At 60.0% G+C, this 1,903-nt stretch carries 5 protein-coding genes; 3 read left to right on the top strand and 2 right to left on the bottom strand.

What is annotated here, in order from left to right:
- Together ACFW0H_RS30075 and ACFW0H_RS30070 are read left to right on the top strand one after the other, a co-directional pair.
- Positions 1 to 118, top strand: a 118-nt coding sequence (locus ACFW0H_RS30075) for a transposase (RefSeq protein WP_422917475.1), incomplete at its 5' end; no start/stop codon positions are given.
- A gap of 169 nt (positions 119 to 287) precedes the next feature.
- Positions 288 to 785 (top strand): GrpB family protein, encoded by a 498-nt coding sequence (locus ACFW0H_RS30070; RefSeq protein WP_422917474.1) that lies wholly within the window; start codon positions 288 to 290, stop codon positions 783 to 785.
- A 60-nt stretch (positions 786 to 845) separates the two neighbouring features.
- On the opposite strand, the gene ACFW0H_RS30065 is transcribed toward ACFW0H_RS30070, so the two are convergent.
- Positions 846 to 1,157: a hypothetical protein gene (locus ACFW0H_RS30065; RefSeq protein ID WP_422917473.1), complete on the bottom strand. Its 312-nt coding sequence runs from the start codon at positions 1,155 to 1,157 to the stop codon at positions 846 to 848.
- A complete protein-coding gene (locus ACFW0H_RS30060) occupies positions 1,150 to 1,407 on the bottom strand; it encodes a DUF1302 family protein (RefSeq protein ID WP_422917472.1) in 258 nt (85 codons plus the stop codon). Before ACFW0H_RS30060 ends, ACFW0H_RS30065 begins: the two co-directional genes overlap by 8 nt.
- A 267-nt stretch (positions 1,408 to 1,674) precedes the next feature.
- Between ACFW0H_RS30060 and ACFW0H_RS30055 the strand changes: the two genes are divergently transcribed.
- A partial coding sequence (locus tag ACFW0H_RS30055; protein ID WP_422917471.1) for a TauD/TfdA dioxygenase family protein occupies positions 1,675 to 1,903 on the top strand: 229 nt, incomplete at its 3' end.

The raw sequence follows: 1,903 nt of genomic DNA, 5'->3' as shown, positions 1-1,903 counted from the left end.
TGTCCTGGAGGGCGTGAACAACCGCATCAAGGTGATCAAGCGCATGGCCTATGGCTTTCGGGACTCGGTCTACTTCTTCCTGAAAATCAAGGCCGCCTTCCCCGGGAAAGCGCGATGAACCTTTTTTTTTGCGCGTCCGCTGGTGGCTCAGACGCTCACGTAGGATGGGGCGGGCGGTGTTCCGCTAGAGCGAAGCGAAACCCAACGATCGGCCGCGCATGCTGAAAAAAACCCGCAAATAGAGAAGAATTGGCGATCCGGTATTCAGCGTTGACGGACCACGCAGCATGGCACTCACCAGCAAGATCACCCATTACAACAGCCGATGGCCCGCCCTCTTCCTCGCGGAGCAAACGCGCATCGCAGAAGGTTTTCAATCCGAATTCATCCAGATTCACCACGTCGGCAGCACGGCCGTTCCGGGGCTTGCGGCCAAGCCTGAGATCGATGTCCTGGTCGAGGTATCCGAACATCGAGACGAGACGGCGCGACGCGACTTCATGCGCACCCTGGGCTATGTGCGTGGCAGCGACCTTTCCGAGGGACACCACTTCTACCGTCGCGATGTGGATGGCGTGAGAACGCACAAGGTGCACGTATGCATCAGCGGCCATCCACAGATCGAGCGCATGCTCCGCTTTCGCGATCTACTCAGACACGACCCTGTCATCCGGCAGCAGTACCAGGATCTGAAGTTTCAGCTCGAGGCGAGCAACCGCGAAGGCATCGGCGAGTATCTGGCCAAGAAGGCGCCGTTTATCGATGCGTTGATGGGGGCGAACTGAAGCGCGGGAACCGACGAAGAAAGAGCCGCTCGCCCGGAACGACCATCGACTGTTTCCGTTTTACGCATGCCGCTTGCCTTCGCGAACCTCGGCGCACAGGGAAATGATGAAACCCCGCAGTTCATCCCGCTCCACGACTCCCAACTCACCTCGCTGGTAGGCGGCGTCAACCAGGCCAATGCAATAGCCGTCGTACTCTTCGCACTGATCAGAAGCCGAGTAGGCAAGATTGGCCACGGCGGCGTAGAAGGGTTTGACCGCGCCGGTATCCAGGCCATCGATCATTTCCCGCAGCTCGACCGGGATCAAGGCGGCTCCGGCGGCGGCCCGGTCTTCTGCGATCTCACGGGTCCAGGAGTAACGGTCAGTCATGCGCGAGGCCTCCAGGGGTTCGGAGAGATTGGGGTCTGGAAAGGAGGTGATAGACCAACTCCCGCAGCCCCCACAGCATAGCGCGGTGAGGCAAACTGCCCTCCAGAGCAGACCTGCGGTCTGCTTGGCGGAGGTGCTGGTGGCCGTCCTTCAACTCGAAGTCGTACCAGTACTTGCCGCGCACGAAAAGTTCCAAGTCACCGTGCTTCAGCTCCAGGTCATGGACCCTCTTGAAAATGCTGGAGATCACCTCGAGTTTCTTGAAGTTCAGCCAACCATCATCGGCAATGGTCGTCGATGACGATTTCGCCGTCGGTTCATACCCCCTAGAAAACTGACCCTGGTCAATGACAAGCGCAATCCCGTATCGGCGGGCGGGAACTTGTCATCAACTGCGAAAGCCCTGTCACCAAATGCATGGTCATCCCCTCCCCTCTCGTCACTAGATTCTCCTCGCGGCCTGCGCTCAAAGCCCCGCAGCCCGGCCGGACAAACTTCGCCAGAGGAGAACAACAAGATGCGCGTAGAACAACTCACTTGCAGTATCGGCGCCGAGCTGAGCGGCGTGAGCCTCGCTGATGCCGCCCGCGACGACGGCCTGTTCGCAGAGATCAAGGCACTGCTGCTCCAGCACAAGGTGCTGTTCCTGCGCGACCAGGACATCAGCCGTGCCGAGCATGTGGCCTTCGCCCGTCGCTTCGGCGAGCTGGAAGACCATCCGGTGGCCGGCAGCGACCCGGAGCACC

Origin of the sequence: Metapseudomonas cellulosilytica, from assembly GCF_049334135.1 — a bacterium.
In the GTDB taxonomy this organism is placed as follows: Bacteria; Pseudomonadota; Gammaproteobacteria; order Pseudomonadales; family Pseudomonadaceae; genus Metapseudomonas.
The sequence above is the reverse complement of the archived record's forward strand: the minus strand, read 5'-3'. Positions and strand labels throughout refer to the sequence as shown.

What these genes read in the sequence shown, in the direction of transcription:
- ACFW0H_RS30065 (WP_422917473.1), bottom strand. Translation starts at nt 1,157, where the DNA reads ATGACTGACCGTTACTCCTGGACCCGTGAGATCGCAGAAGACCGGGCC.
- ACFW0H_RS30070 (WP_422917474.1), top strand. Translation starts at nt 288, where the DNA reads ATGGCACTCACCAGCAAGATCACCCATTACAACAGCCGATGGCCCGCC.